Here is a 7,157-nt window from a genome sequence, read left to right as displayed (position 1 = left end):
GGTCTATGATGTCGCGATGAAGGAGATCGCCGACCTGCTCGGCCGCGCGGTCGAGCGCTCGGACGTGCTGGCCATCGGCGACGGCATGGTGACCGACATCAAGGGTGCTGCCGACAACGGCTTCGACGTGCTCTACGTGTCGGGCGGCATCCATGCCCGCGACTACGGCGATCCGCTACGACCAGATCCGGCCAGGCTAATTGCCTTTCTGGAAAGGCACGGCTACCGGCCGGTCGCGATCATTCCGAGACTGCAGTAGGGTCGCTCGATGACGGAAGCCTTCGAACGCGTTTCTGCAATCTCGCCGCTGCCGGCCCATTTGCGGGGTGGCGTGGTGGCGATCGGCAATTTCGACGGTGTGCACCGCGGCCACCAGGCGGTGCTCGAGCGCGCGCTTGCCGAGGCCCGCCGGCGCGGCGTGCCGGCTCTGGTGCTGACCTTCGAGCCGCATCCGAGAAAGGTGTTCCGGCCTGAGATACCGCTGTTCGTGCTGACGCCGCCGCCGATGAAAGCACGGCTGTTATCGTATCTAGGCTTTGCCGCACTCGTCGAACAGCCGTTTACGCGCGACTTCGCCGCATTGTCGGCGGAAGCGTTCGTGACCGACGTGCTGGACAGGAACCTCGGCATCAGTCACGCAGTGACCGGCTTCGACTTCCACTTCGGCAAGGACAGGCAAGGCGGCCCGGCCTATCTGATGGCGGCCGGCGAACTCCACGGCTTCGGCGTCACCCTGGTTGACGCGTTTCGCGACGAGGGCGCCGAGGTGGTGTCGTCGAGCCGGATCCGCGCGCTGCTGTGCGAAGGCGCGGTGGCCGAGGCCGCCGGCCTGCTCGGCTACCGCTTCACGGTCGAGAGCGAGGTGATTGGCGGCCAGCAGCTTGGCCGGACGCTCGGCTTTCCAACCGCCAATATGAGGCTTTCTCCGGAAGCCACTTTGAAGGAAGGGATTTATGCCGTCCGCTTCCGTCGCGCCGACGGCACGCTTCATGATGGGGTTGCCAGCTTCGGCCGCCGCCCGACCGTCGATGACAACGGCGCGCCGCTTCTGGAAACCTTCGTCTTCGACTTCTCCGGCGATCTCTACGGCGAGATATGCGCTGTGTCCTTCTTTGGTTTCTTGCGCGCCGAGGTGAAGTTCGACGGGCTCGACGCGCTGGTCGCGCAGATGAAGCGCGACGAGGACGAGGCGAGGGCGCTGCTTGCCGGCGTCCGCCCGCTTTCCGATCTCGACGCGGCCATTGCTTTTTGAGCTTATTTTTTTAGCGCCAGGCCGACCGCAATGAAGGCCCAGCCCTGGAAGATCAGGTCGACGGCGAGAAACAGCCCCAGCACCCATACGCTGTTGACTGGCCAGCCCATAGCGATGACCAGGCCTGCCAGCGCGCTGATGACGCCGGCCGCCACCAGCCAGCCCCAGCCTTTTTCCGGTCTGTGCTTGTACCCGACCCAGGCCCTGAGCACGCCAGAGGCGAGAAGGGCGACCGCCAGCAGGAAGGTCAGCACTGCCGACGCCAGCAGCGGATTATAGAAGGCGAAGAACCCGGCGACTGCATAGAGAAGGCCGCTGAGCAGCCAGTAGAAGAACCGGCTCCATGTCTTCACACCGAAGGCATGCATGATCTCGATGATTCCGGCCATCAGCATCAGCCAGCCGACGACATAGACCGAGGCGACCGTGGCGATGAACAGATTGCCGAACGCGATTCCGCCGAGGATCAGCAGCAGCACGCCGAGCCCGACGAACCATCCCCATTTCGCCCGCGTCTGACCAATCGCATCCTTTAAAGCATCGCCTTGCAGGGTCATTGCCGCCATCTCCATCGAGGTCGCCTGGCATCTTGCCGATTTGGAGGGTAGCGCCGAAGGCCTTGCCCGTCCAGCGAGCAGCTTGCACCGGACGCACGCCAAAAAAGCGAGGCAGCGTTTCGAATTTAAATCAAAGTTTACTGAACCGGCGCCATGGCTCTTGGCCAGGCCGGTTGTTCCCGCCGGCGTTTCGTGCGTATGGAGTGACGATGCGTTCTGTCAGGGTGTTTCAGGTGGTCTTGGCCAGCTTCGTGTTGTGCGCGCCCGGTGCCGCCGGAGCCGGCGAGGGCGCTTTGGGCTGGCTGTCCGGCGACTGGTATCTGACGGTCGGCGCCACCGGCATGGTCGCGCCGAACTTTGAGGGCGGCAAGAAGTACCTGCTCAGCGCCCAGCCGATCATCTCGCTCGGCAAGGCCGGTCCTGCGGCCCGCTTCACCTCGCGCAACGACAACATTTCGCTGGCGTTGATCGACGAAGGCGGCCTCCGCGCCGGCCTGACCGGAAAATTGCTGTTTTCGCGCAATGATGACGACGCCGACGAGCTGAAAGGCCTCGACCCGGTGCGCTGGGGTGGCGAAGCCGGCGGCTTCTTCGAATTCTATCCTTTTGACTGGTTGCGCGCCCGCGCCGAATTGCGGCGCGGCATTCGCGCCCATAGCGGCTTTGTCGCCGACATCGCCGCCGACGCATTCTATGATGTGACGCCCGACGTCAGAATTTCGGGCGGGCCGCGCGTCTCGTTTGCCTCGTCAGACTATTTCGACGCCTATTACGGCGTCAACGCCGAGGAAGCCGTGGCTTCGGGCCTCAGCCGATACCGTCCGGGCGGCGGCGTGAAGTCGGCGGGCCTCGGCGGCGCGGTGACCTGGAAAGTGACCGAGCCGATGACGGCCAGCCTGTTCGGCGAATATTCACGCCTGATGGGCCCGGCGGCCGATTCCAGCCTGGTCAAGGAGCGCGGCTCCAGAGATCAGTTCATGATCGGCGTATCGACGACCTATCGCTTCGATTTCTCGATGTGAGTGCTTAGCCCGGCACTCGCCTATCGGCCGGATGCATCATGACGTCATTAGCTGCAATGAAGGGACCGAGAGTTCGGGCTTTTCAATATCGCCTGTCTCGGTTAAAAACCCGGCCATGACGAGCGTTTCGCGCCCTCTCGCGATTGCGATACGAATTACGAGCCCGGTGTTCCGGACGGCTTGAGCGCCGCCGGAGCCGCCGGGAATTTTGCGCGCGGCCTCTCGCGCTTTTTCCAGATCATGATAGTTCAACGCCCGGGCTCTTTGCCGGGCAATGCATATGGCAGACCAATGACCGATACCCCAATGACCGACACTGTTGAAACGATCGACTATTCCAAAACGCTCTATCTGCCGCAGACGGATTTCCCGATGCGCGCCGGCTTGCCCGAGAAGGAGCCGCTGCTGGTCATGCGCTGGCAGGACATGGACCTTTACCGCAAGCTGCGCGAAAACGCCGCCGGCCGCGAAAAATATGTGCTACATGACGGCCCGCCCTACGCCAACGGCAACATCCATATCGGCCATGCGCTGAACAAGATTCTCAAGGACGTCATCACCCGCTCGTTCCAGATGCGCGGCTACGACTCGAACTATGTGCCCGGCTGGGATTGCCACGGCCTGCCGATCGAATGGAAAATCGAGGAGCAATACCGCGCCAAGGGCAAGAACAAGGACGAGGTCCCGGTCAACGAGTTCCGCAAGGAATGCCGCGAGTTCGCCGCGCACTGGATCAAGGTGCAGGGCGGCGAGTTCCAGAGGCTCGGTGTCGTCGGCGACTTCGACAATCCCTATACGACGATGGCGTTCCATGCCGAGGCGCGCATCGCAGGCGAACTGTTGAAATTCGCCATGTCGGGCCAGCTCTATCGCGGCTCCAAGCCGGTGATGTGGAGCGTTGTCGAGCGCACAGCACTGGCCGAGGCTGAGGTCGAATACCAGGACTATGAGAGCGACACGATCTGGGCGAAGTTTCCGGTCGTCAGCCTCGCTCGTCAGGTCACCAACGTCGAAGATGGGCAGCCGGCCTTGGATCCAAAACTGACGCAGACGTCACTGGACTTGCTGGAGGCCCATGTCGTCATCTGGACGACCACGCCGTGGACCATACCCGGCAACCGCGCCGTAAACTATTCGCCACGCATCAACTATGGCCTCTACGAGGTCACTGCGGCCGAGAATGCTTTCGGCCCGCAGCCTGGCGAAAGACTGATCTTTGCCGACGCGTTGGCGGACGAGGCTGCGGCCAAAGCCAAAGTGACGATGAATCGCTTCCGTAGCATTTCGGCCGAAGAGCTTGGAAGCCTTACCCTTTCCCATCCCTTCAGAGATTTGAATGGCGGCTACGACTTCCCCGTCCCAATGCTCGCCGGCGACCACGTCACCGACGATGCCGGCACCGGCTTCGTTCACACCTCGCCCAGTCACGGCCGCGAGGATTTCGATGCCTGGACGGACGCTGCATCGGAACTGCGCCAACGCGGCATCGACACGGCGATCCCGTTCCCTGTCGACGACGCCGGCTTCTTCACCAAGGATGCGCCGGGCTTCGGCCCGGACCGCGAGGGCGGTGCCGCCCGCGTGATCGACGACAACGGCAAGAAGGGCAATGCCAATCAGGCGGTCATCGACGAGCTGATCAAGCGCAACGCGCTGTTCGCGCGCGGCCGGCTGAAGCATTCCTATCCGCATTCGTGGCGGTCGAAGAAGCCGATCATCTTCCGCAACACGCCGCAATGGTTCGTCTACATGGATAAGGAGCTCGGCGACGGCACGACGCTGCGCAGCCGTGCCTTGAAGGCCATCGACGACACCCGCTTCGTGCCGGCCGCCGGCCAGAACCGCATCCGCGCCATGATCGAGGAGCGTCCCGACTGGGTGCTGTCGCGCCAGCGCGCCTGGGGCGTGCCGATCGCCGTCTTCGCCGATGCCGACGGCAATGTCCTGCGCGACGAGGCGGTCAACCAGCGCATCATGGACGCCTTCGAGAAGGAAGGCGCCGACGCCTGGTTTGCGGCCGGCGCCAAGGAGCGTTTCCTCGGCAACCACGATGCCTCGAAATGGCAGCAGGTGATGGACATCCTCGACGTCTGGTTCGATTCCGGCTCGACCCATGTCTTCACCCTGGGGGATCGTCCTGACCTGAAGTGGCCGGCCGACGTCTATCTCGAAGGCTCCGACCAGCATCGCGGCTGGTTCCACTCCTCGCTGCTTGAAAGCTGCGGCACCAGGGGCAGGGCGCCTTACGACACCGTCGTCACCCATGGTTTCACCATGGACGAGGAGGGGCGCAAGATGTCGAAGTCGCTCGGCAACACCGTGGTGCCGCAGGACGTCATCAAACAGTCGGGCGCCGATATCCTGCGGCTATGGGTGGTGACGACCGACTACTGGGAGGATCAGCGGCTCGGCAAGAACGTCTTGCAGACCAATGTCGACGCCTACCGCAAGCTGCGCAACACCATCCGCTGGATGCTGGGCACGCTTGCCCATGACGATGGCGAGGACGTGCCGCTGGACAAGATGCCGGAGCTGGAGCGGCTGATGCTGCACCGGCTTTCCGAACTCGATGAAGTCGTGCGCGCGGGCTACGACGCCTTCGAATTCAAGCGCATCACCCGCACGCTGCTCGACTTCCTGGTGGTCGAGCTGTCGGCTTTCTATTTCGACATCCGCAAGGACGCGCTCTACTGCGAGGCGCCGTCCAGCGTAAAGCGCAAGGCGTCCGTGCAGGTAGTGCGCCATCTGTTCGACTGCCTGGTGAAATGGCTGGCGCCGATGCTGCCCTTCACTATGGAGGAGGCTTGGCTCGACCGCCATCCGGACGCCGTCTCGGTGCATCTCGACCAGTTCCCGCCAATCCCGTCCGACTGGAAGAACGAGGCGCTGGCGGAAAAATGGCGCAAGGTGCGGCAGGTCCGCCGTGTCGTCACCGGCGCGCTGGAGATCGCACGTGCCCAGAAGGTCATCGGCTCGTCGCTGGAAGCGGTGCCGGTCGTCATGCTCGACGATGCGGCGCTCGAAGCGGCGATATCAGATGTCGACATGGCCGAAATGGCGATCACCAGCGATCTGGTCATTGCGCATGGCGACGCGCCTTCTGGTGCCTTCACGCTGGACGACGTCAAGGGAGTCGCCGTGGTGGTCGAGAAGGCCGAGGACCGGGGCCTAGTCAAATGCGCGCGCTCATGGCGCTACACGGCCGATGTCGGGCAGGACGACGAATTCCCCGACGTTTCGGCGCGTGACGCGGCGGTCCTGCATGAATTGAAGGCGCTTGGTCGTATATAAGGCGGTGCACAAATGCCACGGCGGGCGGCTGATCAGCCCCCGCTCGTTGCCCTTAACGAGTGGTTGAGGTAAACACGCGAAACTCCGGCCGACAAATTGTCGCCGGATTTCCGTCGGAAGCATAGACGATGGGGGACCGGGCCTTTGGCCGGTGGCGATCGAGAGGCTGCTAGAGTGGGACTTTTTGCCATGACCGAAAGAACTTGCGCGCGCGTTGCGTTGTTAGCGCCGCTTGTCGCATCCGGCCTGGCCCTGTCCGGCTGCATGGGCTCGCCGACCTACGGGACCGACAAGACCGCCTCCGCCCAGCTTGCCGGCGATCTCACCAGCGCTTTCACAGTCATGCCGAAGAACAAGGAAAAGATCGACTACAAGCCGCGCCCCGAACTGGTGAAGCCGGCGCCGGGTCAGAAGGAACTGCCGCCGCCGCAGGACAGCATCGCGACGGCAAGCGCCGATTGGCCGGAATCGCCCGAGCAACGCCGCGCTCGCCTGCGCGCCGAGGCGACGCTCCATCAGGACGATCCGGACTATCAGGCGCAGATCGTCGATGACGTCCAGACGGATCCGTCGGCGGTCAAGACTGCGATGGCGCAGTCGGCTTCCAGTCATCCGCCGGCCTGGACGCCCGCGGATTCGGACAAGGGCCGCGCCGCCGAGGTCAAGCGCCGCCTCGCCGAAGCCAAGCAGGGTGATCCGAACACCCGCAGATATCTCAGCGAGCCGCCGGTGCAATACCGCGCCGCTGCCGCCACCGCGCCAGTGGACGACCTCGGGGAGGACGAATACAAGAAAGAACGCCGCCTCAAGAAGGAAGCGGCCGCCAAGAACAAGAGCGGCGGCATGTTCGACTGGCTGCCGTGGTAAGCTGCCGGCGCCAGGGAAATCCGGCGACGCTACGGTTCGCGTCGCTCTCTGAAAAAATCCTTCAGGAGCAGCGCGGCGTCGTTTTCGGCCATGCCTGGATAGATGTCTGGCACATGGTGGCAGGTCGGTGAGGCGAAGAAGCGCACGCCGTTGATCACGGCGCCGCCC

At 63.6% G+C, this 7,157-nt stretch carries 7 protein-coding genes and 1 pseudogene; 5 read left to right on the top strand and 3 right to left on the bottom strand.

Annotated features, from left to right (window positions below; translation table 11 throughout):
• On the top strand, positions 1-259 hold a 259-nt coding region (locus EOA85_RS22430; RefSeq protein ID WP_164759804.1), incomplete at its 5' end, for an HAD hydrolase-like protein.
• Positions 260-268: 9 nt separating this feature from the next.
• Positions 269-1,252 (top strand): bifunctional riboflavin kinase/FAD synthetase, encoded by a 984-nt coding sequence (locus EOA85_RS22425; RefSeq protein ID WP_127211208.1) that lies wholly within the window; start codon positions 269-271, stop codon positions 1,250-1,252.
• A 2-nt stretch (positions 1,253-1,254) separates the two neighbouring features.
• Here the strand turns inward: EOA85_RS22425 and EOA85_RS22420 are convergent, their stop codons facing one another.
• Positions 1,255-1,809 carry an HdeD family acid-resistance protein gene (locus tag EOA85_RS22420; protein WP_029354161.1) on the bottom strand — a complete coding sequence of 185 codons (555 nt, stop codon included), beginning with the start codon at positions 1,807-1,809 and terminating at the stop codon, positions 1,255-1,257.
• Between the two features lie 209 nt (positions 1,810-2,018).
• Here EOA85_RS22420 and EOA85_RS22415 point away from each other — a divergent pair, with 209 nt between their 5' ends.
• Positions 2,019-2,831, top strand: a complete 813-nt coding sequence (locus EOA85_RS22415) for a MipA/OmpV family protein (protein WP_127211207.1) — start codon at positions 2,019-2,021, stop codon at positions 2,829-2,831.
• A 36-nt stretch (positions 2,832-2,867) separates the two neighbouring features.
• On the opposite strand, the gene EOA85_RS22410 is transcribed toward EOA85_RS22415, so the two are convergent.
• A complete protein-coding gene (locus EOA85_RS22410; protein WP_127211206.1) occupies positions 2,868-3,083 on the bottom strand; it encodes a hypothetical protein in 216 nt (71 codons plus the stop codon).
• A 54-nt stretch (positions 3,084-3,137) separates the two neighbouring features.
• Here EOA85_RS22410 and ileS point away from each other — a divergent pair, with 54 nt between their 5' ends.
• Together ileS and EOA85_RS22400 are read left to right on the top strand one after the other, a co-directional pair.
• Positions 3,138-6,122: an isoleucine--tRNA ligase gene (gene ileS, locus EOA85_RS22405; protein ID WP_127211205.1), complete on the top strand. Its 2,985-nt coding sequence runs from the start codon at positions 3,138-3,140 to the stop codon at positions 6,120-6,122.
• Positions 6,123-6,311: 189 nt separating this feature from the next.
• The gene (locus EOA85_RS22400; RefSeq protein WP_127211204.1) at positions 6,312-6,989 is read left to right on the top strand and encodes a hypothetical protein; all 678 of its coding nucleotides are present in this window, start codon (positions 6,312-6,314) and stop codon (positions 6,987-6,989) included.
• A gap of 29 nt (positions 6,990-7,018) precedes the next feature.
• On the opposite strand, the pseudogene EOA85_RS39195 reads toward EOA85_RS22400, so the two are convergent.
• Positions 7,019-7,157: pseudogene (locus EOA85_RS39195) on the bottom strand (nucleoside deaminase); the annotation flags it as partial.

The organism is Mesorhizobium sp. M5C.F.Ca.IN.020.29.1.1 (genome assembly GCF_003997375.1).
In the GTDB taxonomy this organism is placed as follows: Bacteria; Pseudomonadota; Alphaproteobacteria; order Rhizobiales; family Rhizobiaceae; genus Mesorhizobium; species Mesorhizobium wenxiniae.
Note: the sequence above shows the minus strand (reverse complement) of the source record. Positions and strands in the feature narration are given on the sequence as shown.

Coding starts and splice junctions, on each gene's coding strand:
- EOA85_RS22425 (WP_127211208.1), top strand. CDS start 269: ATGACGGAAGCCTTCGAACGCGTTTCTGCAATCTCGCCGCTGCCGGCC.
- EOA85_RS22420 (WP_029354161.1), bottom strand. CDS start 1,809: ATGACCCTGCAAGGCGATGCTTTAAAGGATGCGATTGGTCAGACGCGG.
- EOA85_RS22415 (WP_127211207.1), top strand. CDS start 2,019: ATGCGTTCTGTCAGGGTGTTTCAGGTGGTCTTGGCCAGCTTCGTGTTG.
- ileS (WP_127211205.1), top strand. CDS start 3,138: ATGACCGACACTGTTGAAACGATCGACTATTCCAAAACGCTCTATCTG.
- EOA85_RS22400 (WP_127211204.1), top strand. CDS start 6,312: ATGACCGAAAGAACTTGCGCGCGCGTTGCGTTGTTAGCGCCGCTTGTC.